The following is a 25,087-nucleotide window of genomic DNA, read 5'->3' as shown; positions in this document are numbered from 1 at the left end:
CTATTGCTGTTTCGTGTACGCGTAATCGCCGGTAAAAAAATCCGGAGAAACGGCGCACATATTGAGCCGCACTTCCCAGTGCAGATGAGGACCGGTCGCAAGCCCTGTTTTGCCCGAAAGCCCGATCGCTTCTCCTTGCTTAACGTTCTGTCCTTCTTTTACGTTTAAAGCGCTCAAGTGGTAATAGAGACTGTATAAGCCCGGCGCATGGGCGATGACGACAGAGAAGCCTGTCGTTATGCGGTTTTCCGCCATGACGACTTTCCCGTCAGCGCAGGCGGCGATACTCGTGCCTTCGGGAACTCCGTAGTCGATGCCGTAGTGCGCGGACGTAGCAGATTTTCCGTCCGTATAGCGGTAGATGCGTCTGTCGCCGAAGAGCGATGTCCTCCTCGTGTCCGGTGCGACGGGGGGCACGAAAGGCTTTACCGTGTAGACGTCGGAAAGGATGACCGTCCCCAAAAGCGCGTTCAGCTTTTCGATCTGTGCAATGCGCTCGGGACTCGTATTCGTTCTGATTCCCGTGTTTTTCGCATCGAGCGCTATCGTTTCGCTGATAAAGTCTTTTTTAATAACGGTGATCGGAAGAGTGAATTCTTCCGCTTCGGCACCGAAGGCGCTGTAGATGACTTTGATCGTATACGCCCCCTCTGAAACCCACATTGAAATCGGTACGCAGGCTAAAAGCTCCTGAACGTTTTGTTTTTTCGCTTTTTGATTGATATAAAAAAATTGAGCCGAATCGATTTTTTTCGTTTGGGTATGGAGTTCCGCTTGGGCGATCGTGTCTTTGACTGCGCGCTTTCTATCTTTTCCCCGAAGTGTCATCCGGACGACGATTGCGTCTCCCGGCTCGGCTTTGGAATTGTACTGCACGCCGAGCGTACACGCGCTTCCTTCAAACGAAGCCGTATCCGCTGATGTATACGACGCGCAGAGAAACGCAAAAATCGCGATACAGAAAAATTTGTTAAGGAAACCTCTGAAAACTGCAGTAAGTTTATGCATGTCCGTATTCTCCTGACCGAACGAAATCGGTGATTATCATTTGCGGCGTTACCGCTCCGTTGAAAGTATTTCTGTTCATCGAATACAAAACGTCGAGCGCATCGCCCTTGTTAAAGTCGCGTCCGAGCCGCTCTCCTTCGCCCCAAAAGAGCGCGGGAAATTTATATTTTCCGCAATCGAACGTAATTTTCAAATGACGCCGTTCGCTTTTGCCGACGAGGCTTGCATCGAATACGGGAAGCGCTTTCGATAAAAAAACGATTTCGCGGTTGCCTTCGCCGAAGGGTTCGAACGCGTCGACAACCGAGAGGATTGCGGGCGAAAGGTAATTTGCAGGAAGTTCCGCATCCACATCGAGCGTATCCGACTCGGAGTCGAGAGCCATGCACGAAACCGCGTTTTTAAGCTTTTCGGTAAAAAGCGGAAGCTTTTCCCTCGGGAACGAAAAGCCCGCCGCGCAGTTGTGCCCGCCGTAGCTTATAAAGATGTCGCCGAGCGAGGCGAGAAAGTCCGTCGCATTGAGGCCGCGGCAGCTTCGCATGGAACCGACCGCGACATCTCCGTCGATAAAGGTGATGACGATCGCAGGCACTTTGTATTTTGCCATGAGACGCGAAGCGAGTATGCCCGTAACGCCTTTATTTATCCGTTCGTCGATGACGATGCAGAGTTTTTTTCCGCAGCGTTCAAAGCTTTCTTCCGCTTGGATCGCCGTAACACTCGCCGCGTCTCCGACAAAGGCTTTTCTTTTTTCGTTGAGTTCGATGATCTCTTCGGCTCTCTTTTCACGCACGTCGGCATCGGGCGAGATGAGCATTTCAAGGGCGGCGTTCGACTGCCCCATGCGGCCCGCTGCGTTGAGAGCGGGGATGACCGTCCACGACAAGTCGGAAGAGCTTAGTTTTTTTCCCGCAATGGAAAGACGCGAAAACAATTCTGAAAGACCCGTCCGCACCTTCCCTTCGTTTATCGCATCCAGTCCCGCCCGCACGAGTATCCTGTTTTCGTCTTTCAACGGCATGATGTCGGCGATCGCGGCGATGGCGACGAGTTCGAGATCGTTTTGCCGGTCGGCAAGCGTTTGCTTCGTTTCCATTTTTTTTTCGGCAAAGCTTACGAATATATTGTAAAAACCGTCGATTTCGCTTATCGGCTGCGAGCTGTATTTTGCGATACGTGAAGCGTCTTTCGCTGCAAGGAGGCTCATGCGCGAAAGAGAGGGGATGAGTTTTGAAACTTCGGGACGGAGATCGGCCGTATTGAATTCGACGCCGCGTCCGAATATGCCCGAAAGCTGCTTTTTTACCGCTTCTTCGTTCCACGTAAAAATCTGCGAGCCTTTCAGAAATTCGGGAAGTTTCGTTTGCGCTATCGATATGCTCTCGCCCCTTATGTGCTCCGAAAGGGATGCCGTGCGGACGAGGTTTCGCACTTTTACGCAGTCGATGTATACGCCTTCCGTTTCGGCGGGTCTCACGTTCAAAAGGGCGATCTCCGCTTTATACAATTCCGATTCGCTGAAGCGGAGCGCTTCGACGAGTTTGTACGAAACCGCCGCTCCCGAAATATCGGCAAAGGGATAACCCGAATCTTTTACTTTCGGGTCGAGAATCGCACAGGCATCGGGAAGCGTTTCGGGCGGATTGTGGTGATCGGTGACGATGACGTCGATGCCGAGTTCTCTCGCGTGCGCGATTTCGGCCGCGTTTGAAATGCCGCAGTCGACCGTTATGATGAGCGAGCCGTAATCTTTTGCAAAGTCGTCGACCGCCTGCACCGAAAGACCGTAGGCGTCGTCTCCGACGGGAAGCCGCCACGAAACGTCATAGCCGCTCCTTTGCAAATACGTGTAGAGGATGGCCGTCGCGCTCACGCCGTCGACATCGCGGTCGCCGAAAATCAATATCTTTTCGCTTTCTTCTTTTGCACTCGTAATGCGGTCGACCGCATCTTCCATATTTGAAAACAAAAAAGGGTTGTGTAAAAAACGCAGATCGCTTTCTTTAAAATACAATATGTCGTTCGCCTGCGTAATGCCGCGCCGCACCATAATCGAAGCGGTGAGCGCATCGACTCCGTACAGGCCGCACAATTCTTTTACCGATTCCCTCGATATCTCTCTTTTACGCCATTCTTTCAAAATTACAATCCTTTCTTTTTTTTTACTGCCGTATCGTTTTTAGGATAAGCGGTTTTTTATCGGGAGCCGTGTCGGAGTAGGCGAGAGCCTCTTCGATTTTGCGCTTAGCGCTTAGAAGACAGGCTTCGTCTTTTCCGTATATGTCGAGGATGCGATCCCCCTTGTGCACGAAGTCTCCCGTTTTCGCATGCACGATAAAGCCCGCGTCGGGGCATACGGCATCGCTCGTTTTGTTCCGCCCGACGCCCAAATCGATCCCCGCAAGACCGACTGAAAGAGCGTCGAGCGTGAGAAAGCCGCTTGCTTGAGCTTCGAGCGATGCGTGATGAGGCGACCGCCTCTTTCCGATTTCCGAAAGAAGCTTTGCAGGATTACCGCCCTGGTCTTCGACGTTTTGTAAAAACTTTTCGCGGGCAGCTCCCGATTCTACTGCATGCTTGCATTGAGAACGCGCGTCCGCTTCCGTTTTCGCTTTCCCTGTAAGCAAAAGCATTTCACTGCAAAGCGTGTACGTTTCTTCCATAACGTCTTCGGGCCCGCGCCCTTCGAGACATTCGATCGTCTCTTCGATTTCGAGAAAGTTTCCGACTTTTTTTCCGAGCGGCGTGTCCATGCCGGTGATGAAAGCGGACGCTTTTTTGCCCATGGCGGACGCCGTTTTTACGAGCGAGAGAGCGAGAGAGTCCGCATCGTACATCGATTTCATAAATGCGCCGGAACCGCACTTGACGTCGAAGACGAGCGTGTCGCTTCCTTCGGCGACCTTTTTCGATAAGATGCTCGACGTGATGAGAGACACCGATTCAACGGTTCCCGTCACATCTCGGAGCGCGTACAAAAGCCTGTCGGCGGGGACGATTTTTTTCGTCTGCCCCGTCATCGCAAAGCCGGTCTTTTCGATGAGTTTTGCAAAGGTTTCCGGGGTGAGGTCGGTACGATAGCCTTCGATCGATTCGAGCTTGTCGAGCGTACCGCCCGTATAGCCGAGCGCGCGCCCGCTCATCATGGGAACCTGTACGCCGCAGCACGCCGCGATCGGCGCAAGCGGAAGCGAAATCTTGTCTCCGACGCCGCCGGTCGAATGTTTATCGACAAAGGGACCGGAAAGACGTGCCGCTTTCAAATCAATGACATCGCCTGAGCGGAGCATGACGTCGGTGAGCATACCCGTTTCTTCGAATGTCATGCCGTTAAAATAGATCGCCATAAGCCATGAAGCGATTTGATAATCGGGAATCGCCCCCGCGACATAGCCTGAAACCATAAACTCGATCTCTTCGCGTGTGAGAGCGGTGCTTTGTGCGATCTTTTGCGTTCCGTTTTCGCCGCGGACAAAGGTACCGCGTTTTTTTACAATGATATCCGTTGCTTTCATAATATACCCATCCCTGTTGCAAGCGATTGTAATTTTGTACCGGCCGCCTGTTCCGAAAGAAAAAAGACGAGCCGTTTGAGTTCACCGAGCGCTCCGTCCGACACTTCGAATGAGCGGGATTCGTGCGGACTTAAACGCGAAACCGCGTCGAGGTAGCGTACGGCTTCGAGTGAAAGCATAAAACGGTTGGCGCTGTCTTCCCGTGCGGCGCACGAAGGACAGAAAAAACCGTTTTCAACAGCACTGTATACTACCGCATCGCCCGTCAAATTTCCAGCATCAAAACTGCGAGCGCACGACGCACAGGAGGAAGCGTCGCTTTGAATACCGAGCAGTTCCATATAGCGCCATAAAAAGCGGACGAGACCCCGTTCGCACTGGCTTCCCTGCGCAATTTCAAGTCCGTCGAAAAATCCCGAAGCGAGATGCCAGCACGATTCGAAACTGCCGGTACACTTCGTTTTGATGATGAGTTCCGCCGCGAGAGAGGCCGCGTAGGACTTGTAGAGATTTTCGCGGAACGAAAGATGATAGCGCTTTACATCGAAATCCGATATCTTTACGTTGCGTTCGAAATTGTCCGCTTCTTTACAGTAAAAATACGCCGTACCCGCGTTCCAAACGGAAACCAGGGAGCGCAGTTTGCTCTTTGCCCCTCCGTAGAGCGTCGCATAGACCGTGCCGCGCTCCTTTGTCAAAAAACAAACCGAGCTGTTAAGCTCTCCGAGGGGCTTTACCGAAAAAACGATTGCCTCCGTAACGTAATTCCGCGGCATGGTTCTATGATAACCGGAATAGCGCGTTTTGTACATCGGCGGATGCGATTGAAAGGTATGAAAGCCGGCTGCGATTCCTTATGAGGATACAGCGCGCGGCGTTTCGCATCGGCAGGTCGATAAATATTCATCAAATAGCGCTGTGCTTTTCGACACTAAGCTAAGAAGAAATATTTTTTAAAATCGTATAAGAAATACTATGAGCAATACGGACAGCGTAACTGCGAGGATAAAGCGAAGTCTTTCATTTTTATGATTAATAAATTTCAGCCTTGATCGTTCAGGATGAGCTTTAATGTATTCCACTTTTACCTTTTCGTTCGGAAGCGAATTGCGTTTTTGTTCAAAGAAAAAACCTTCCGTATCGTTACCTGAATAAAGGTTGCCGTTGACAGTATACGTATAGTCATATTCATTGATATATGCAAGAAAATTTATTCGACGTATATTAACGGATATGAGCGTTCCGTCCGTTTCATTTACATTTTCATCCTTTGAAAATGCACTTCTTTTATTCGTACGGAGGGTTTAATACCCCGACGCTCTGCGTCGTAAGAAAGGGTATTAAAGCCGACTGCAACCACCTTATGAGAACAACATACCCCGACGCTCGCGTCGGGGTTGTTGATTAAAAAGTCTTGTTACGACTACAATTCCGGCTGAAAGCGCAATTATTAATATTAACGGTGAAACGAGAATGACGGGCATAAAAACTCCTCTGTGTTCGTATCAAAAGCATATTGCTAAATCACATTCATTTTTCCAAAAGCTTAATGATTTCAAGAAAACAATCATCCAAGCGGCTGAAGGAGCTTTCATTAAAATATTCTTTCGGCGTATACCATTCGGTTTTTGAAAAAATATCATTTAAATCTTTCGATTTAAAAATGTAGCCGTATTTTGCGTAGATCGTATTCCGCAAAATACGTAAATCTTCTTTTGAAAATACTTTCATGGTACCGCAGATAAAATCTTCCAAACAATCAAAATCGGAGCTGAATGCTTCTTTCTTTAAATACCATCTGTAGAACTCATTTGCCAAAATACGATAAAAGTCGTTTTTGTCATATAAAATTTCTTCGGTTTTTTTACTCAACCTTTCAGGCGGATCTCCGACTCCGTAAACTGCTCCCGAAAATATTCCGCCGCCGAGATATTTCGGGTAAGATTCTCCGAACGAATGATAATCCTCATCGTCTTCATCTTTATAAAACAAAATATATTTTCTGCCTGCAAAATTAAGAGGATGAATGACAAAGTTTTCTATAAAATAAAATTCATTTGTATAAACTCCGCCGTTATATTCGGGATAGGTATACGTTTCTTTTACGCATTTTATTTTTTCTCCCGCAAAAGAAGATATGCTTGCAAAAATCAAAACCGCAAAAATAAAAAAAATTTTTTTCATATCTTAATCCTGTATGCCGTCGGGGACGTACGTGTATATAACTTGCATTTTAAACCGTAATATTTATCAGTGTATTTACTTTACCAATTTTTTCCCATTATATCATAAAAATATTAATTTTCAATCGGCAGGTATGAAAAACTGCAGACAAAGATGATCCGTCGAAAAACCGAGCGGTATTTGTGTTTACGCAGATAACCGACGTACAATATAATCGATTCGGGCGATGTATAAAGAAACGATTGCGGTATATAGGGGGAGGATAAAAAGCGCTGTCCGAAATATCGCGACGCTAAAGTCGAGAGTTAAAAAACGGCCGAGCCGTTTTTCTCTCATAGGAGACGCACATAAAATCCTGCGCGGGGAACTTCGCACTTCGTGGTTGCGCGGGAAACGTCTTTCAATGCACGGCACGGATGCCGTGTCGTATCTTTACAAAAGGGGTGCGCATTTTTGCAAAGCAAAAATGCGGTAGTGAGCGGGCTGTCTCAAAAGTCGGTTACTTTTTCGACAGCCTATCGATTTTAAAATTAAGTCCCTATATTGTAATGACTTAATTTTAAACATCGCATAGAGTCAAAATTAAGGAAACTTTCCAAAAACTGAAGTTTTTGGAAAGCTGCGAACGAACTCCGTATTTCCTCACGTAAAAATCTAACCGAAACGATTTCGGTTCCTCAAGTAAAAATCTAACCGTAGCTATGACCGTTGCACCGCCATAGCGATAAGCTTACGCTGCAAGAGTTGTGTCTTGTCAAGCAGCTGTTGTAAATCCAATCTGTTCTTTCTCCTGAAAAGCTCAGCTTTTACCGCCTTGCTTACCTCCTTACTTTCCATAAGCCTTCGGTAGGGAGTCTTAGCCGCATCATATTTCTTTATGACCTTTGCGTCTATTCGTTGCTTTGCAATAATCTTCATCGAGGGAAAAAAGAAATTAACGAGCTTATTATAACTTTCATACAGTTCTGCTAAGACAACACAGGCAGCTTCTCCCTCAAATCGATAGTAGCCGACAATACGCCTTACCACGCTGTCGTTTTTCTGTTCAACAAAACAGTTGTCATTTTTTTTGTACGACCGGCTTCGGGTGAACGTAATATGATTTAGTTCACACCACTGCAAAAGCTGTATATTTTTGAACTCACGTCCGTTATCGCTGTCAATGCCTTTCATAGCAAAGGGTAAGTGTATTTTCACGTCCTCTGTCGCTTCTTTGACCCACCGATGAGCTTTATTCAAAAGCGCACGATTTTCCGTCCATCCTGAATGAACGTCGGTGAGTGTCAGGGTACAAATATACTGTCCTTCCGTAGTTGTACCGCAATGAGCGACCGTATCGGCTTCGAAAAAGCCCGGTTTTCGTTCGTCCCAATCGAAGAAGGTGCGGATCGGAATGAGTTTATTGAGATTCTTTGCCGGTCGTGTCGTTGCAATACCGCGGATGGAATGCTTGGGGATTTCCGGCTTGAGTATCCTTGAGACCGTTGCGCTTGATATGTGAGCAAGTTTTGTTTTCAGTTGTTCAGTATAGCCGAACTTGAGGGCAAGGTAATCGATATTGTCGCGGATAAAGGGTACGAGCCGTTTTGCACACAGGTACATCGAAAATAGCCACAGTCGAATAACTTCACGCTGCACATCTTGACCGTAGTATTTTTCATAGTGCCGCTTTTTACGAGGCTTTTTGATGATCTGTACACTCTTTCTTTCGACGTTGTTGAAGTGTGTTATTTTTATGCGTGCGCTGTTTTTGAGGATGTGGATGGCGTATTTTCGGTTGTAGCCGGTGGTTGCGGTGAACTCGTCGATGATTTTCGTCTTGCGCTTCTTGTTTGCCGTACAGTAGCGTTTTGCCGTTTCTTCGGTCAATTTCTTTTTCGTTTTCATATCTAACCCCATGGTGCCCTTCCTTCGGGCTTCTATTGTGACTCAGATTTGGGTTAGATTTTTACGTGAGGAACGGCTTTTTTTTCGGTTAGATTTAACGTGATGCAATGCGAACTCTAGCAATTTTTCCCTTTTCCCGATATAATAATTTTCATTTCATATTGATAGAGGCAGTTTGTGTATACACCGGTAAATCCGAAAGCGGACTTTCCCAAGCAGGAAGAAGAGGTTTTGAAGTTTTGGCGGGACAACGATACGTTTAAAAAGTCCCTTGCTCAGCGCGAAGGCGCCGAAGAATACGTATTTTACGACGGACCTCCGTTTGCGACGGGTTTGCCGCATTTCGGGCATTTTATTCCTTCGACGATCAAAGATATTATTCCGCGCTATCAAACGATGAAGGGTAAAAAAGTCGAACGCCGCTTCGGCTGGGACTGTCACGGGCTTCCCGTCGAAAATTTAATTGAAAAAGAACTCGGCATCAATTCCAAGCACGAAATCGAAGCTTACGGCGTCGAAAAATTCAACGATGCGTGCCGTGCGAGCGTGCTGCGTTATACGGACGAGTGGCGGAGGATCATCACGCGCATGGGACGCTGGGTCGATTTCGATAACGATTATAAAACGATGATGCCCGACTATATGGAATCGATTTGGTGGGTCGTCAAAGCGCTGTGGGATAAAAACCTCATCTACGAAGGAAGCTATATCCTGCCGTATTGTCCGCGCTGCGCGACGGTTCTTTCGAATCACGAACTCGCCCTCGGCTATAAGGACGTGCAGGATCCTGCGATCACGGTGCGGTTTAAGGCGACGAAAGCTCCCGATGCCATAAACGATGCGGATTTTGCAAGCGGAAACACGTATTTTCTTGCGTGGACGACGACTCCGTGGACGCTTCCCTCGAACGAAGGTCTTGCGATGGGGCCGGATATCGATTACGTTAAAGTGCGCGATACGGCTTCAGGCGATTATTATATCCTCGCGGCGGCAAGGCTTTCCGCATATTATAAAGACGAAAAAGAATATTCGATCGTTTATACCCGAAAGGGAAGCGATTTTTTAGGTGCGACCTACGAACCGCTTTTTCCGTATTTTAAACATTTCGCGGTAATGGACGACGGATCGGCCGGCGCGTTCAGGATATTCAACGGAGATTTCGTTTCGACCGAAGACGGTACGGGCATCGTCCATACGGCGCCGGCTTTCGGCGAAGATGACAGCAAGCTTTTTCAGGGGACGGGTATTCCCTGTGCCGAACCGATCGACGCCGAATGCCGCTTTACGCATGAAGTGTCCGATTACGAAGGCCGCTTCGTAAAAGACTGCGACAAAGATATCATGTCGCGTTTGAAAGCCGAAGGAAAACTCGTCAAACGGGATACGATCGTGCACTCCTATCCGCATTGCTGGAGGTGCGCTTCTCCGCTCATCTACCGCAGCATCGGAAGCTGGTTCGTAAAAGTTTCCGAAGAGCACGACGTATTGCTCAAAGCGAATGCCGCAATCAATTGGCGGCCGGCGCATATCAAAGACGGGCGGTTCGGAAAATGGCTTTCGGGCGCGCGCGATTGGGCGATCAGCCGAAACCGCTTTTGGGGCAATCCGATCCCGATTTGGAAATGCGATTCGTGCAAAGAATCGATTTGCGTCGGAAGCAGGGAAGAGCTCAAAGCGCTTTCGGGCGTCTATCCCGAAGATTTGCACAAACAGTTCGTCGACAAGATTACGATCCCGTGCAAAAGCTGCGGCGGTACAATGAAGCGCATTCCCGAAGTGCTCGACTGCTGGTTCGAATCGGGTTCCATGCCTTATGCGCAAAATCATTATCCGTTTGAAAATAAAGAGTATTTCGAAAAGCATTTTCCGGCGGATTTTATTTCGGAAGGTCTCGATCAAACGCGCGGTTGGTTTTATACGCTCACCGTACTCGCCGCCGAACTCTTCGATCGACCCGCATTTAAAAACTGTATCGTAAGCGGTCTCGTGCTCGCTTCGGACGGACGAAAAATGTCGAAGAGCCTCCGCAATTACACGGATCCCGAAGAAGCGATTTCAAAATTCGGCGCCGACGCGATACGTCTCTTTCTCATGCACTCTCCGGTCGTCAAAGCGGACGACCTTCGCTATTCGGACGACGGCGTGCGCGATATTTTAAAAGGCATCGTCATCCCGCTGTGGAATAGTTACAGCTTTTTTGTGCAGTATGCGAATATCGACGGCATTTCCCCCGACGGCCGTGAATTCGATGAAGCGCTTCCGCAAAATCCGCTCGATGCGTGGCTCCTTTCGATCACGCAAAAGCTCGTCAAAAGCGTAAGCGCTTCGCTCGACTCCTACGATCTTTCCGGCGCGATCGATCCCATCGTGCACTTTATCGACGAACTGAACAATTGGTATATCCGAAGAAGCCGCCGACGTTTTTGGAAAAGCGAAAACGACAGCGACAAAAAGGAAGCGTACGCGGCTCTGTACATTGCGCTCAAAACTTTTGCGCTCGCCGCGTGTCCCTTTATCCCCTTTATCACCGAAACGATTTGGCAAAATCTCCGCACGAAAAGCGATAAAGAATCGGTACACCTCGAAGACTATCCGGCATACAGCGAAAAGCTGCGGAACGAAGCGTTCGAGTTTAAAATGGAAGCGGTGCAAAAAGCCGTTTCGATGGGACACGCGCTCAGAAATCAATTCAATATAAAAAACCGCCAGCCGCTTGAAAGCGCGGCTCTCGTAACGCGGGATCCCGAAGAAAAAAAAGTGCTCGCCGAAATGGAAGATTCGATCCGCGAAGAACTCAACGTCAAGCGCATCATCTTTCACGAAAGGGAAGACGAACTGGTCGAATACAGGGCGAAAGCGAATTTCCGCGTGCTCGGAAAAGAAATCGGTCCGCTCATGAAAGAGGCATCGGCAAAGATCGCTTCGCTCGACCACGAAGCCATTCAAACGATCCTCGACGGTTCGAAATTGACGATCGAAGTCGAAGGGAAGAGCATCGATCTCGACGGCACGAAAGTGAACGTCGAGCGCATCGAAAAAGACGATTTGAAAGTGCTCAACGACGGCACGCTGACGGTGGGCTTGGACACGAAGATCACCGACGAACTTAAAAAAGAAGGCTGGGTGCGTGATTTAGTGCGCGGCATACAAAATCTCAGAAAGGAAAGCGGTTTTGCCGTTATCGATCGGATCCGTCTTTCGCTTTCAGGCGATGCGGAACTCAAATCCGCGTACGAACTCTTTGCCCCCTTTATCGAAAATGAAACGCTCGCCGTTTCATCCTCTTGGCTCGCCTCCCTTTCGGGAAAGGATGTCGAAGCCGAAGATAAACTGTGGAAGGTACAAATTGAAAAGGCGTAAATTGCCGTCCGTATGTGCGGTCGTTTTTGCTTCTCTCACTCTTGTTATTTTGGGATCTTGTGCGTCGCTTCCGAAAGGAGCGGAAGTCAATCCTCTGGACTTGCTTTCGGGGGGCGCGGCTTTTTATATGCGGATCCCGAAAAAAACGGATGGAGAACTCGTCGAGCGGATTTTACGTTCGAGCGCGGAGCATATTTCCGAAAGCGATGCAAAACTCATTGCGGGAAGAATCGACACGATTTACGCCGCGCTCACGAGGACGAAAACGAATTTTTCGGTCGAAGCCGCCGTTTCCGGAAATATTCCGAGGCGGACGGCAGGAGCCTTATTGCTGAAAAGCGCACAGTGGAAAATCGAAACCCACATACCAGTAGGAAGCATACGTCCGTATATTTATTATGCGTCGACCGACGTTTCTCTTGCCTTTCCGTCGCCGTCTATCGTATGTGCTGCAAACGACGTGAGGCCCATGCTTTCCTCTTTCGATGCTCACGCATACGGAGGGAGCCTTTCACACAATGTGAGCGACGCCGTCTTCGACTGGCTCGATGCGGCGGGAAGCGAAATACGTTTTTACGCGCCGAATCCGCTTTCCTTTTTGACTATCCTCACGGGCACGAATTTAAATCTGCAGCTCAATTACGTCAAAGGCGCTATGATAAGCGACAGCGCGCATGAAGATCAGTATCTCATGTCGATCGAATTCGATTTTAATAATAAAAATGTCGTGCGCGCGGGAGAGGCGATGCTCGCTCTCGCATTCGGTTTGACAAATGCGCAAGTTACGAGAAATTCGCCGACGAATATTACGGTATCGGGTATTCGGATCAATAAGCGGCAGCTGTATAAATTGTTCGTATTGTAAAAATACGCCGCACCGGCCGAATGAAAAATCGGAGCGGCAGTAAAAAAAATATTAAATAATCGCGGAGGAACTATGGCAGGCGATGAAGTTATCTTAAAAGCGGAAGACCTCGACGGATACTTGACGCGGCAGGATCAAATCGATTTGGATGATCTCGATAAAATGTACCAAGAAACGATGAAGTCGTTCGATCCCGTAAACAAACAAAAGATCATCGATGCATTCAACGCGATGGGACACAAAATGCAGGAAATCTGCGCCGGCCACCCGCATATACGCGTCTATTCTTTCGTCACCGAAGAGGGCGCGCATGCCGAAGCGTCCCGCGTCATTTCCAAACTGCGCGATATAAATACGAGCCATCAGGAATTTATCTATTACAGCCAGCGCGCGTATGAAATGCTGTTTCGTATGGCATATACCGATGCTCATTCGTCGAAAAAAAATTATATGATCGTCAAAACGCCCGTAACTTATCCGGTGCAGAATTACGCCGTTCACAAAATACCCGATATCGATTCGAAAATCGAAAACGCCGTAATGTGCGTCATGCTCCGCGGTGCGCTCCTTCCGAGCATGATCATATCGAAAGAGATCGAAGAGTATTCGTCGCACGATTACGTAACGCCCTTTGCGCTTTTTAAAATCAGCCGCAACGATCAAAAATCGGAAGCGGATATGGAATACGTTTTGAATTTGAAAAAATCCTTTTTCAATCTCGAAGAGCTCGACGGAAAGGATTTGATTTTCGCAGACCCGATGAATGCGACCGGCGGCTCTCTCGTCACCGTCGTAAAATATCTGCAGGGGCAGGGCGTCCGTCCGAAATCGATTCATTTTTTTAACACGATCTCCGCGCTCAAAGGCAGCATCCGCGTTACGCGCGCTCTCGAAAACTGCACGTGCTATACGCTGTGGCTCGATCCCGCGCTCAATACGTCCGCATACATTATGCCGGGCTTGGGAGATGCGGGCGACCGCTTGAACGGCACGGACGCAAAAGATTCGCCGCGCAATATCATGCAGCTCATCGCCGATTACGGAAGCAATATCGCAGGTTTGTACCGCTCGCAGCTGTACAAAATCGAACAGACAGTGTTGGGTTGATGATGCGAAAAGCGGCTGTTTTTTTAGCGGCGTTGTTGATCGTTTCGTGTAAAACGGGCGCGCATTTTCCGATCCCCGGAGAAGGTACCGTCACCCGCTCATCCCTTGCCGCCGAATACATGGCAATCGCCGACGCATACGCCGAACTCGAAAAATACGATAAAGCCGCTCCTTACTATAAGCGTGCAATGCAGGACGAAAGCCTCTATTGGACTGCGGTATACAAATTGGGCAGGATGTACGCTCTGTCGAAAAATTGGAAGGAAGCCGAAAAAATCTACAAGCGGCTGCTTGAACGGGACGCACAAAACGTGAGCATACGGATGTCGCTTGCGTACATACAAGCGATGTCGGGCGATCTCGCAGGCGCAAAGACGGCATATAAAACGCTCGTCGAAGAAAATCCGAAAAATGAAACGGTACTCGTAAATTTCATTGCCGTTTTGCTCTCTCAAAAAGATACGGCCGGTGCGGAAGAAGCGATCGCGCTCTTAAAAGAACGATTTCCCGAAAGCGCATCCCTTGCCGATTACGAAAAGCGCTTGACCGACTCGAAAAAGGCGGCCGATGAAAAAGCTTCGAAAGGCGGCTCTGCGGATACAAAAGACGAAGCTTCGGAAGGAAACGCAGCGGATAAGACCTCGGCTCCTGCGGATAAAAGCGGAGCTGCCGACGAAAGCGGTGCGGATAAAACCGCTGCGGATAAAAGCGAGGGAGAGACAAACGCAGCGGCGGTAAAACGCAAGCTTTGAAGTCCGCGCAGGACTGCATATAAAGCGGATTTGTGTCAGGGGCATTTACCTTTCCATCTCTATCTCTTTTAAAATCTCGTATAATTTTTTTGCCGAATTGTCGAGCGAATATTTTTCGAAAAGAGGAGCGGGGGATGAAACGGGTTCTGCAAGGAGCGCGTCCAAATCAACATCCGGTTTAAAGGGATCGATATAGTGCGCGCAGCTTCCGTATATTTCAGGCAAGCTTGCGGCATTCGAAATGATGACGGGCGCGCCGCATGCGAGCGCTTCGAGCGGCGGCAATCCGAAGCCTTCAAAATAGGACGGGAACACGAAAGCTTTACATTTTTTCATGAGTGCTTTCACTTCTCCGTCTGAAAGATAGCCTGCGAGAATGATATTTTTTAATAATTTTATTTTTTCAAGTTCGGGCGGAATGACATTTTTGAGCATTGTCCCCGATATGACGAAAAGTTCGTTCGGATAAAGCTCCGCATGTTTCATAATCCATTGCAGATTTTTTCTCAATGAAAGGCTTCCGAGTGTAAAATAAAATTCTTTGTTTTTCAATCCTCCGATCCTTTTAAAGACGCTTTCATCCGCTTGTATCGTATCCATGTGATTCGATCCCGAGTAGATGACGCGAATTTTTTCTTCGGGTACGCCGTAGTAATCCATAATCTGCTTTTTGCTGAAGTGCGACACGGTACAGATGAGGCGCGCTTTTTTTGCGATACGCTCATACATTTTACATGTCTTTTTCATGATATATTTGTCTTTTGCCGTACGAAAATCTTCCGGAAAAACACGGCAGTAGATGTCATGTAAAAAAACGATATTGTGTCCCAAAAACGGTGTTCTGTTTCCGTAGTCGAGGCAAACCGAAGGATTTGCAAGCAGATAGAGATAGAGTTTGATTTTATTTATTGAAAAAAATGGGATTTTAAAAAGACTAACCGTACGCAGATTATTAAATCGGGGAACATCCGTCGATGCCGCAGGCGGGAGGACGAGCGTGAATTCGTTCGGAGAGGAAAGCGCGTCCAAGCGTTTTGTGATTTCATGCGCAAACCGTTCTATGCCGGTCAGTCTGTCGCTGTAGAAAAGTCCGTTGATTACAATCTTTGCCATAGTTGTTGCTCCGAATATCGGTTATATTGTAAGCCGTGCGATATTATAAAAATATTTCGACGACGGAATCAAGTGCATTCGGATAGAATAAAAATCACATGCGAAAAGCCTTACCGCTTTCGATTTTGATTTTAAAATCGCAGTTTTCAAGCGTCGAAAGTCTGTGCGCTATGGAAATAATAGTTATTTCGCCTTTCAATTTCAGTATCGTCGACGTTATGCTCTTTTCCGTTTCGTTGTCGAGAGCGCTTGTCGCTTCATCCAAAACGAGTACCGACGGATTTGCATACAATGCCCGTGCGATCCCGATGCGCTGCTTTTGTCCGCCCGACAGCAGCGCGCCGCGTTCTCCGACCCGCGTGTTTTCTTTTTCGCTCAGCGTTTCGATAAAATCGGAAAGTTCCGCCATTTTCAATACCTTGCGTATGCGTTCTTCGGAAACTTTGTCCGCCGGAATACCGAGCGCGATATTTTCGCGTATCGAACCGTCGATCAAATAGATCGACTGAGGTACGTATGCGATATTGCAAAGCCATGACGAAATATCGTCGTAAATATTTTTTCCGTCGACGAGGATCGCTCCGCTTTCAGGCGGCAGAAGTCCGAGCAGTATGTCGACAAAAGTAGTTTTCCCTGCGCCCGACGCGCCGATGATTCCGACGAAGCTTCCCTTGGGAATCGAAAACGAAATATTTTTAAAGACGGTCTTTTTCGTATTCGGATAGGAAAACGTCAGATCCCGTACGGTGATTTCCTTATCAAAGGACATTTTTTCTACGTCCGCATGCAAGCGCTTTTGTTCGTCTTTATCTTTTTCGTTTTTGATCGCGAGCAAATCGTCGTACATTTCGTTGAACAGCGGCATATTGAATTTGATCGTGTTGAACAAACTGATGATCCTGTTGACGCTCGGCATAAGACGCACCGCCGCGAGTCCCAAAACACCGAGCGAGGGTACGATCGACTGAGGTTCGACACCCGTCATGATTTTTACGATAACGAGCAGGAGTATGCCGCACACACCCGTGAGTTCGACAATGATGCGCGGCAGCTTATCGATAAACATAAATTCCCGCGCCGTATCGGAATATTTCGTATAGGCGGCGGAAAACATTTTACAAAAGTAGTTTTCGTTTTGCATCACTTTGGTTTCTTTGACGGAACCCAAGCCCTGTAAAAGCCATTTTGTATAGTCGGCTATACAGGCATTTTGAATCTCGCCCTGTTTGGTAATGCGCTTTCTGAAATATTTTAAAATCAAAACGATAAGCGGCGCAATAACGCACAGCGAAGAGATCGCGATGACCCAATCCATTACGAGCAGCATGATCCAAATGATAAAAACCGTTATCAATTCCGTTATAACCGAAAGTGCGGAGACGAGGATATCGGCGAAAACGATCCGTCCGCCGGTCGTTATGTTTCTTTGCAAAACGGCGGAATTGATGTTTACATGGTAAAGGTAGGGTTTACGTAAATAATATGCGTAGAGCCGCTCCGTGTAGTCTTTTTGATTTTCAAGCGAAAAGCGAAGATGCAGTTTTGTCTGAATAATGAGCGCAAGGCTTTTTGCACAATAGAAAATAATAAGCGCACCTGCACAAAAGATGATAAAGTTCCGATGAGATCTTATTCCGACGATCGAAACGATATCGAATATTTTTTTGTGATTTTCAAGCCAGTCCGGCCGGCCGATGATGTTTATAAGCGGATAGAGCGCGCCGATACCGACCGCTTCGAATGCCGCACCTATAAACATAAAGCAGATGAGTATAAAGCACATACGCATCTGCTTGGGAGTAAGGATTGTAAATATTTTCAAAAAAGCCTTCATCGATTAATCCGCTGTCAGTTGCCGGTCGTTTTTACCGCATCCGATTCCTTTCCTAGCTGATATGGAAGTATATCCTAAAATTAGGATTTTGTCAGAACTATGTCTTAAGGAGTCTCGGTATATAATGCTTTGTTTTTGGGAACAGGAGCGGATTCAACCAGATGAAAAATAATGCCGTTTTTATAATAAAAATTTTAAAACGGTTTATATTGTTTTTTTTGAAAAAATATATCCGCGATAAATTATAATTGATAAAAGAAAAAGTTGAAAATATACGAACAGTATCCGGCATCTCTTTTTTTGATGACGCGCCGTTCAGATGAATGATTTTTGGGCCATCGATTAAAAGCCGCTTTTTTCCTTGCCGCGCAAGCCGGTATTGAAGATCCGTTTCTTCACAGTACATAAAATAACGCTCGTCAAAATATGCATGTTCATTGTTTTTTAAGAAAAGATCCGCACCGATTATACTGTCTACTTCACCAAGTATTTTTTCTTCCGGAGAATTCTGATTATGCGAGGATATCTGCTTTCGAAATAAAACATTGAGTACTGTGAGCTTAGACGTCCCATACAGGGCTTTTATCGTGTCTTTCATAACGGAATCGATATCGGGAAAGTCTCCGTGGGAATGAATGATATGCCCCTGTGTATCGAGCAAGTTTGCTCCGAGCGCGCCGATCGTATCCTTGTCAACTGCATTTTCCCAATAATCGAAAAATATTTTTGCCGCATTGTTTAATAAAATTGTATCGCTGTTCAAATAAAAAACATATTTTCCTTTGGCGACGGCAAGGGCGCGGTTATTTGCCGTTCCGAAGCCGAGATTTGCATTATTTTCTATTAAAATTGCTTGCGGGAATTCCGTGCGGATCATATCCTGAGAGCCGTCTTTGGAACCGTTGTCTGAGACAATTAGTTCGAAGTTTATCTCTCGTGTCTTTTCATATACTGACTTGAGACAGTTTTTTGTGATTTCACGGGTATTGTAATTTACGATGATAATGGAAACGTCCATCCTTGCCGGTCCTGTAATAAAATTATTTTTTTAGCTAGCGATTAACTGCAGTCTTAAAACTTTCAAACGCTTTTTCCCATGTGAACTGCCTGATGTATTCGTTCCCCGCGCGGGCAAGTTTTATGCGAAACTCATTGTCGTTGATAAGGCGTAAAATATTCTTTGCCAACGCTTCCGTATCAAAAACGGGTGAAAGGAGAGCGGTTTTATTGTGAATCGCCATACAAGAAAAACCACCGTTATTCGTACACGCAATTGCACAGCCGGATATCATTGCTTCTCCGAGAGTCAAACCGAATCCTTCCATCTTGCTTGCTGCAACAAAAATTGCTGCATTGTTATAAATGGCATTATGAAGCGTTTTGGATGGCTGTCGGTGATAGGTATACCAATCGGGTAAATCAGAAGGAGGTTCGGGGACACCGAACATCGTAACGTGCAGTTCCGGTATTTGCCGCTTTATGAGTTCCAAAGCCTTCATCGCGTCTTCGCAGCGCTTCCGCTCATCTTTGTGGTACAACATTGCAATTTCATAAGGACTGCGGTTTTCTACTGTTTTTGATAAAGTAAAATAATCAAAATCGAAACCGTTGGGAATGAGCTCCGCTTTTTCACCGGCAGATTCGACGCGCTCCCGAAGCCACGGTGCAATCGTCAGTTTTTTCATCGGAAAACGGTAAGAGACATAGACGGCATTTTCGGAAACATTCCATGCTTCAAAATCTTGAATAAAGTAGAATTTATTTGCATTCGGGACGGAACGCACAGCATTCAATTCTATAGCCGTCTCGACGGCGGTTGCAATAATTTTCGCGTCTTTATAATCCCGCAAAGCAGAATCTGAAATCGCAAAAATAAAAAATTTTTTTATGCCGCTCTCCAGCGGAAACCATTCCCCGGCCTTATAGTGATTTTTAAAAAATCTGTAAAAAAATCCGACTCGCATTTTGAGCCGCAGAAAAGGATTTTTAATGTCTTGCTTAAAACTGCCTCTTACGTGAGGATAACAAATCGTTACATTCCAGCCATCGCGGTAAAACCGGTTTGCATATTCATAGGCCACTTTATAGCCGCCGACGGGAACTTCGTCACGCCACGGTAAAAGGAAAACGATTTTATTTTGTTCCGGCTGCATACGTACTATCCTTTAGATATTGAATTTCAAACCTGTTTGTAAAATAAAATTATGAATATCTTTTGAATTTGTTTTTGTATTATAATACGGATTGATTTTCCAATTCCAGCCCACTGCTCCGAAAACCGACAATGCAGGTGTAATAAAATATGTCGAGGAACCCACAATTTCGATATCTGCTTTATACCATTGATTTTCATTTTCAACACGCCAGTACATAAAAGTATCGTCGGGGTTGCTTCTGGAAATTTTCAAAGAACTTACACCTTTCGGATAATAAAGTATAAGTTTTAATGTTTGAGAATTTCCTCCGGTACCTAAAGGTGATGCCAACGGTTGACCTTTATTCGTTAAACCCTGTTCGATTTGATGGTGCATATTGAACGCATACTTAGCTTTACCCGATATTTTATTTCTCGGTTCTTCAAAATCGGAATATTCAAATATGATTTCGCCTTTGAATTGAGGAGCGAAAGGTAAATTAACGGTTTTTTTGATGCCGAATGTAGATACCATCGAATCGAAGGGATAACGCGAAAGTCCTTTTATAAATCCGCCTTGGAGAAAATCATCGATGCCGATTTCCGCATACAGCTCCATCCCCGCTTTCTGATAAACCCAGTCAAAACCGAAAGACATTTTTTGATCTTCACCCGCGTCAAGTTCGGCAATATGTGTATTCCTTATAAGAGGGATAACATATTGCATGTTTTCAAGCTTCCATTTTGCCAGACAAATACGATTTGCAAATAAGGTCAATCCGATATACGGCACGGTATAGGCAAAAGTAAATCCGTGAATCATATTATGATCATTTGCGGAATTATTATCAAAATATTCCGATTCGCTTAAGTACCCCGTCCAAATCCGTAGTTCGACATCGCCCAAATACCAGCCGCGTTTCGGAATATAGATAGATGTCCTGCGCAAACCGAAATCCAGTTTCGGATAGCTTGCAGCATTGTTTGAATGTAAAACCGGATTTAAATACGCCGGGCCGAGCCATACGTTTTGTGTTCCGAATCCTATCGTCAAATTTTTCCACGTATAGCGGATTTCGGTATCGCCCCAGTCGAATGTAAAAAAAGATTTATCGCCGAAACGCTGCGGCCAATCAATACCGCTGTTATTATGTAAATAATTATATCCCCAAAAATACCCGTATTCATTGACATAAGCGGAAGGCAGCATATCAAACGCCATGTTTTGCGAAAAGCTGAGCTGCGGCTTCAGCGTCAGCTCAACTCCGTACGCTTCAAAGCGCGCTCCTCCGGTCAAGCTCGTGTTATAGCCGCGGCCCTGCCACAGGGCGCCGTCGTTTTGTCCGTAAGGGGCGGCGGTGTTAAAGCTGTTGTACCATTCGGGTCCGTAGATTTTCCATGCGAGCTTTTTATTGCCGTTTATAAAACGCCGTTTTCCGAGATAGTTATTTTGCCAGACATGTGCCGTATCGACATTTTTATCCGCGACTGCATTTTCTTCCGTGTCGGTACCGTCATCAATAAACGTCCAATCCGAATCGCTCAATGTTCTGTAGTTCAAATACGGGCGTTTTGTAATACCTTGCAAGGCTAAAAAATCATAGTACTCTTCTTCCGTCGACTTTAACGCTTCCTGAGAAAAAATCGAAAATACCGATATCGAAGCTAAAAGTCCCGCACAAATATATTTGTATAATTTCATGGCGAATCATAGTAACATAGAAATAAGGGCTGCGCAATGAGTATTCCCGTTGTACATACGCCCATGTGCGCTGTTATTTGTGAACCGTTTGCTGTTTCAGCGTTTTTTGCACGCTTTCAACTGCCGCTTTGAACTCGCGGATAAAGCGTTCTTCTGAAAAGGATGCGGCGTGTTGTACAATTTTTTCGGTTTTAAATACACCCTTTTTATCGAGCGCTTCAAAGCGTTCGATCGCTTCTTGTGCGGAGCTTGCCGTCTGTTCGGAAAAAAAGACGCCGGTTTTTCCGTCTTCGACCGTTTCGCATGCGCCGCCTTTTCCGTAGGCGATGACCGGTCTCCCGCACGCCTGAGCTTCAAGCGGTACAAGTCCGAAATCTTCTTCCGCGCAAAAGATGAGCGCTTTACAGTTTTGCAGGTATGAGCACAGTTTTTCATCACTTATCCTGCCGGTGAACGTGATGTTTTTTGCATTCGCTGCGCGATTTTTTAAACTTTTTTCTTCCGAGCCCGAACCGATAACGACAAGATTTTTTCCGAGCGCTTTGCAGGCGTCTACGGCGATATCGATTCGCTTATACGGAACGAGGCGCGAAAAGGCGACGTAATAATCGAGAGAAGGATTTTTTATCGGCGTAAATCTTTTCAGATTTACCGGCGAATAGATTACTTCGGCATCCAAATTCCAAAATTTTTTGATTCGCCGCGAGATGTATTTCGAATTGGCGATTATTTTATCGATACGCTGACTTGAAATATAATCCCACTCTCGAATTTCGGTCATCCACTTGTCCATAAAAAAGCGGGTAAGGCGGCCGCTTCGCTTTCGATAATCGAAAAAGAGATCCCACGCGTAGCGCATCGGTGTGTGTACATATGCGATATGAGGAACGTCCGGCGGAGTGATGACGCCTTTTGCGCACGATGAAGAAGAGCAGATGACGAGGTCGTAAGGCGAAAGATTGAAAGACTCGAAAGCTTTCGGCATAAACTTTAAAAGCTTGGTGTACAGCTTCGTCGCGAACGGAAGCTTTTGAAGCGGGCTTGTGAAAATTGTATTATTTTGAAAATGATTTCCGATTTTGCGTTTGTCGTATACGAGCGTAAAGATATCGGCATCGGGATATATTTTCAAAAGCAATTCGACAAAAGATTCCGCGCCTCCGTAAGCGACAAGCCAGTCATGTACGATCGCAACTTTCATATTTTTTCTCCTAACGTATACCCGACGCTTCAGCCTTTGTCGCCGCCGGCCACAGCTGTGTTATGCCGATACCGACGCCTCGAAGCGATCCGCGCATTTTAATATAATCGCGCTTATACCGTTTGCCGTCCGCTTTACAAAATGTGATTTTGCAGCGGAAACAGTTTCCGTCGTCGGGGTTTATGATATAGCCTTTCTTCCATCGACCCGTTCCCGCGTTTTTAAGTCCGTAAATCCACGTCGGACCGAATATAGGTTTTTTGTCGAGTTTGCCTTTTTCGGGAAAATCGGGGTAGGGGCCTTTTGCGCGGAATGCGATGCTTTCATTCGTCGCATCCTTTGCCGAGAGTATGACCCCGTACAATATGCCGTCCTTTACGAATATGTGCCAGCCGCACAGCGCTTCTCCCGTGCGCTGGTTTGTCGCAATCCAATAACCTTCGACGGGATCGCTTCCTTGATATTCTCTTTCGATGGGAGTATTTCGGTGGAAAGTAGATGCATCGTCATTCGAATTGAAAGGCTCGGCATAGCCGGGGGCGGATTCGTAGTAATTGTACGGTTCGGAGGAAGCGGCGTAAAGCAAAGCGGCACAAATTGCCGCGGCGAGCACGGCGGTAATTTTTTTTATATGCATAAAAATCTCCTGCAACGATGAAAAAACTAGTCGGCAAAAAAATACTCTTCGATCTGCAGGCAGAGTGCGTGATATATGGGCAAGTGCAGTTCCTGAATTTTATACGTTTCGTTTTCCGGCACGATGATTGCGGCGTCGGCGAGGGGCGCGAGTTTTCCGCCGGTTTTGCCGGAAAGCGCGACCGTTTTCATCCCTTTCGCCTTTGCGACGACCGCCGCATAGAAGACGTTTTTTGCATTACCGCTCGTCGAAATACCTAAAAAAACGTCGCCCGCTTTGCCGTAGCCGTTAAGCTGCTGCGCAAAGAGCGCGTTGCCGTCGACGTCGTTTAAGCTTGCCGTCATAGCGGCGCTTTGGTTTGCGAGCGAAATTGCGGGAAGCGAGCCTTCGAGTTTATCCGAAAGATATGTTCCCGTTTCGGCGTCGATTGCGCTAAGCGCGTCGATAAACGATTTTTCGCACCGGCGTTTTTTTACAAAACTTTTTAATAATTCTCCGCAGATGTGATCGCTGTCGGCGGCGCTTCCGCCGTTTCCGGCGACGATGAGCTTTCCGCCGTTTTCATAGCAGGTTTTGATGAGTTCGCAGGCGAGGCGAATATCTTTTTCGCATACCGAAAGAGAAGGGTATCGTGACAGTAAAACGGAAATATAATCAATCATACGATTCGATTGTATCGCATAGCGCACGGAAAAACAATCGCCGCGTTATGCGCATCGGTGCGCTCTACGTGCGGTAAAAATCGAGTGCGGTCAATATGATGTCGGCGGATTTTTTATAAGAATAGCGGTCGGAAAAAGGCGGAAGCGGGGCGGTATCGTTTGCACACGCGATGAGTTTTTCGGCCAAATCATCCGAATCGCCTGATTTAAAAAAGACGACGGGAAAACCTTCGTATATCTCTTTGAATACCGGAATGTCCGATATGAGTGCTTTCGTGCCGAGCGACAGAGCTTCAAGCGGCGGGAGTCCGAAGCCTTCGTAGAGCGAAGGCTGAACGAGCAGTGTCGACGTTCGATACAGTTCCGAAAGTTCTGCATCCGAAATGCGTCCCGTAAAGCGGACGGCACCTTCGGGAAGCGAGGCGATTTCGCGGGCAACAGTCGTGTCGCGCGTTCGAAAATTATCGGCATTTCCGGCGATGATGAGCGGCATATCGAAACCTTTTTTCCGCGCTTTTTTCAGTGCATCAAGCAAGACGGAAAGCCCCTTGTGTTTTTTTATATTGCCGACAAAGAGTAACTGTCTGATTTTGTGTACAACCTGAGAGGGTTTTGAAGTGAGCCATGCGGGAAGCGCACTGTATGTGACGACGATTGACAGGTTTTTACAGTCGAGTGCCGCTCGGATGCGGCTTGCCGAAAATTCCGAAACGGTAAAGACCGCGCGCGATGCGTCGACTGCGCGCTGATAAAAGTATTTCCGCACAGCTGTCCCCGCTTTCGATGCAAGGCCGGGAACGTCGAGAAAGACGACGTCGTGGATTGTCGAAAAAACGGGAATTGTAATGCCCGACGGAATATTGCAGTAGGGCGTATAGTACGCGTCGCACGAATTGATTTTTTTGCACAATGAGCGCGGAAAGGCAAAGCGCTCGGTAAGCGAAAAGGTTTTGACGCGGCATTCGGCAAGTTCCGCGTTTGCGTAGTTTCCGAACGGAGAGATCGCGCTTTCATCTCCGAAAATAAAGCATTCGTTTTTTTCCAAAAAGTACGGCAAAAGAGATGCGATATAAGTGCCGATTCCGCCCGAACCGAGCATGCGCGCATCGACGGCGATTTTCATCGG

The 25,087-nt window shown here is 46.9% G+C and carries 19 protein-coding genes; 4 read left to right on the top strand and 15 right to left on the bottom strand.

The genetic code is table 11. The features are described from left to right. From H9I35_RS02055 to H9I35_RS02030, 6 genes are all read right to left on the bottom strand, one after another. Positions 1 to 1,008: a M23 family metallopeptidase gene (locus H9I35_RS02055; RefSeq protein WP_187419996.1), complete on the bottom strand. Its 1,008-nt coding sequence runs from the start codon at positions 1,006 to 1,008 to the stop codon at positions 1 to 3. Beyond that, positions 1,001 to 3,148: a single-stranded-DNA-specific exonuclease RecJ gene (gene recJ, locus H9I35_RS02050; RefSeq protein WP_187419995.1), complete on the bottom strand. Its 2,148-nt coding sequence runs from the start codon at positions 3,146 to 3,148 to the stop codon at positions 1,001 to 1,003. The genes H9I35_RS02055 and recJ overlap by 8 nt, the downstream gene beginning before the upstream one ends. A gap of 22 nt (positions 3,149 to 3,170) precedes the next feature. After that, positions 3,171 to 4,523: a thymidine phosphorylase gene (locus tag H9I35_RS02045; RefSeq protein WP_187419994.1), complete on the bottom strand. Its 1,353-nt coding sequence runs from the start codon at positions 4,521 to 4,523 to the stop codon at positions 3,171 to 3,173. Beyond that, positions 4,520 to 5,299, bottom strand: a complete 780-nt coding sequence (locus H9I35_RS02040) for a DNA repair protein RecO (RefSeq protein WP_187419993.1) — start codon at positions 5,297 to 5,299, stop codon at positions 4,520 to 4,522. Before H9I35_RS02040 ends, H9I35_RS02045 begins: the two co-directional genes overlap by 4 nt. A gap of 754 nt (positions 5,300 to 6,053) precedes the next feature. Next, the gene (locus H9I35_RS02035; RefSeq protein WP_187419992.1) at positions 6,054 to 6,707 is read right to left on the bottom strand and encodes a YARHG domain-containing protein; all 654 of its coding nucleotides are present in this window, start codon (positions 6,705 to 6,707) and stop codon (positions 6,054 to 6,056) included. 699 nt (positions 6,708 to 7,406) lie between these two features. Next, positions 7,407 to 8,606, bottom strand: coding sequence for an integrase catalytic domain-containing protein (locus H9I35_RS02030; protein ID WP_187418950.1), 1,200 nt, complete (start codon positions 8,604 to 8,606; stop codon positions 7,407 to 7,409). A 165-nt stretch (positions 8,607 to 8,771) separates the two neighbouring features. Here H9I35_RS02030 and ileS point away from each other — a divergent pair, with 165 nt between their 5' ends. The 4 genes from ileS (at position 8,772) to H9I35_RS02010 (ending at position 14,678) form a co-directional block, all read left to right on the top strand. After that, complete coding sequence (gene ileS, locus H9I35_RS02025) at positions 8,772 to 11,954, top strand: isoleucine--tRNA ligase (protein ID WP_187419991.1); 3,183 nt, start codon at positions 8,772 to 8,774, stop codon at positions 11,952 to 11,954. Then, entirely contained in the window at positions 11,941 to 12,819 is an 879-nt protein-coding gene (locus tag H9I35_RS02020; protein ID WP_187419990.1) for a hypothetical protein, read from the top strand. The genes ileS and H9I35_RS02020 overlap by 14 nt, the downstream gene beginning before the upstream one ends. Positions 12,820 to 12,891: 72 nt before the next feature. Next, on the top strand, positions 12,892 to 13,926 hold the full coding sequence (locus tag H9I35_RS02015; protein ID WP_187419989.1) for a uracil phosphoribosyltransferase: 1,035 nt from the start codon (positions 12,892 to 12,894) through the stop codon (positions 13,924 to 13,926). Further along, positions 13,926 to 14,678, top strand: coding sequence for a tetratricopeptide repeat protein (locus H9I35_RS02010; RefSeq protein WP_187419988.1), 753 nt, complete (start codon positions 13,926 to 13,928; stop codon positions 14,676 to 14,678). The genes H9I35_RS02015 and H9I35_RS02010 overlap by 1 nt, the downstream gene beginning before the upstream one ends. Before the next feature lie 45 nt (positions 14,679 to 14,723). Here the strand turns inward: H9I35_RS02010 and H9I35_RS02005 are convergent, their stop codons facing one another. From H9I35_RS02005 to H9I35_RS01965, 9 genes are all read right to left on the bottom strand, one after another. Continuing rightward, on the bottom strand, positions 14,724 to 15,791 hold the full coding sequence (locus H9I35_RS02005; protein ID WP_187419987.1) for a glycosyltransferase family 4 protein: 1,068 nt from the start codon (positions 15,789 to 15,791) through the stop codon (positions 14,724 to 14,726). A gap of 94 nt (positions 15,792 to 15,885) precedes the next feature. Further along, positions 15,886 to 17,613 (bottom strand): ABC transporter ATP-binding protein, encoded by a 1,728-nt coding sequence (locus H9I35_RS02000; protein WP_252722695.1) that lies wholly within the window; start codon positions 17,611 to 17,613, stop codon positions 15,886 to 15,888. Positions 17,614 to 17,722: 109 nt separating this feature from the next. Then, positions 17,723 to 18,643 carry a glycosyltransferase family 2 protein gene (locus H9I35_RS01995; protein ID WP_187419985.1) on the bottom strand — a complete coding sequence of 307 codons (921 nt, stop codon included), beginning with the start codon at positions 18,641 to 18,643 and terminating at the stop codon, positions 17,723 to 17,725. A gap of 34 nt (positions 18,644 to 18,677) precedes the next feature. After that, entirely contained in the window at positions 18,678 to 19,778 is a 1,101-nt protein-coding gene (locus H9I35_RS01990) for a glycosyltransferase family 4 protein (protein ID WP_187419984.1), read from the bottom strand. A 12-nt stretch (positions 19,779 to 19,790) separates the two neighbouring features. Beyond that, on the bottom strand, positions 19,791 to 20,981 hold the full coding sequence (locus tag H9I35_RS01985) for a capsule assembly Wzi family protein (RefSeq protein WP_252722694.1): 1,191 nt from the start codon (positions 20,979 to 20,981) through the stop codon (positions 19,791 to 19,793). Between the two features lie 553 nt (positions 20,982 to 21,534). Further along, positions 21,535 to 22,662, bottom strand: a complete 1,128-nt coding sequence (locus H9I35_RS01980) for a glycosyltransferase (protein WP_187419982.1) — start codon at positions 22,660 to 22,662, stop codon at positions 21,535 to 21,537. 10 nt (positions 22,663 to 22,672) lie between these two features. Continuing rightward, the gene (locus H9I35_RS01975; RefSeq protein WP_187419981.1) at positions 22,673 to 23,299 is read right to left on the bottom strand and encodes a DUF2147 domain-containing protein; all 627 of its coding nucleotides are present in this window, start codon (positions 23,297 to 23,299) and stop codon (positions 22,673 to 22,675) included. Between the two features lie 26 nt (positions 23,300 to 23,325). Next, entirely contained in the window at positions 23,326 to 23,961 is a 636-nt protein-coding gene (locus H9I35_RS01970; RefSeq protein WP_187419980.1) for a D-sedoheptulose-7-phosphate isomerase, read from the bottom strand. A 64-nt stretch (positions 23,962 to 24,025) separates the two neighbouring features. Beyond that, positions 24,026 to 25,084, bottom strand: coding sequence for a glycosyltransferase family 4 protein (locus H9I35_RS01965; RefSeq protein ID WP_187419979.1), 1,059 nt, complete (start codon positions 25,082 to 25,084; stop codon positions 24,026 to 24,028). Between the last annotated feature and the right edge of the window lie 3 nt (positions 25,085 to 25,087).

The sequence above is a fragment of the Treponema sp. Marseille-Q4132 genome (genome assembly GCF_014334835.1).
GTDB classification, from domain to species: domain Bacteria; phylum Spirochaetota; class Spirochaetia; order Treponematales; family Treponemataceae; genus Treponema_D; species Treponema_D paredis.
Note: the sequence above shows the minus strand (reverse complement) of the source record. Positions and strands in the feature narration are given on the sequence as shown.